Here is a 370-nt window from a genome sequence, read left to right on the forward strand (position 1 = left end):
GACGGTGCTGCCGCAGGTCGAGACCGAAACCACCGTCCACGCCCATGCCACAGCCGAACTGCTGCTCGACCGGTACGGGGTGGTCACCCGCGGGTCGGTGGGCAGCGAAGGTACCCCCGGCGGGTTCGGACTGCAGTACAAAGTCCTGGCCCGGCTTGAGGAAATGGGCAGGTGCCGGCGCGGATACTTCATCGAACACCTCGGCGCCGCCCAGTTCGCCGTCCCCGCGACAGTGGACCGGTTGCGCTCGTTCGGAGCCGACGCCCAGCAGGAACGCCGCCCGGGTGAGGACCCCACCGTCGTGCGGTCCTCGATTGCCCTCGCCGCGACCGACCCGGCGAACCCCTATGGTGCGGCACTGGCGTGGCCC

Annotated in this window: 1 protein-coding gene; it reads left to right on the top strand. The window is 70.5% G+C overall.

All coding sequences use genetic code 11. The annotated features are described in order from the left end of the window. The coding region (locus tag K728_RS23235; RefSeq protein WP_443110967.1) for an Lhr family helicase at positions 1 to 370 on the top strand (370 nt) is incomplete at both ends.

It is taken from the genome of Arthrobacter sp. CAL618 (genome assembly GCF_000468215.1).
In the GTDB taxonomy this organism is placed as follows: domain Bacteria; phylum Actinomycetota; class Actinomycetes; order Actinomycetales; family Micrococcaceae; genus Arthrobacter_D.